The following is a 223-nucleotide window of genomic DNA, read 5'->3' as shown; positions in this document are numbered from 1 at the left end:
GAGATCGAAGGTCTCCACGTCCTCCATGTGCTCGACGCGCTGACGGCGCACGGTGACGCGCGCGGCAAGCCCCGCCTCGCGCACATGCCGCTCGCCGATCGCGGCGGGGTGTTCGGCCGGTTCAAGCGCGACCGCAGCGAGATGGGGAAATGTCTGGCACAGGGTGATGGAGAGACCCGCCGCCCCGGCGCCGATATCGAGGAGGCATGCGCCCGGTCTTTCG

At 70.0% G+C, this 223-nt stretch carries 1 protein-coding gene; it reads right to left on the bottom strand.

Annotation, left to right across the window (positions count from 1 at the left end; all coding sequences use genetic code 11):
* A partial coding sequence (locus tag E4K09_RS29405) for an SAM-dependent methyltransferase (protein WP_425293877.1) occupies positions 1-223 on the bottom strand: 223 nt, incomplete at both ends.

This window comes from Microvirga pakistanensis (assembly GCF_004458765.1).
GTDB classification, from domain to species: Bacteria; Pseudomonadota; Alphaproteobacteria; order Rhizobiales; family Beijerinckiaceae; genus Microvirga; species Microvirga pakistanensis.
This window is presented reverse-complemented; position numbering and strand designations above follow the sequence as displayed.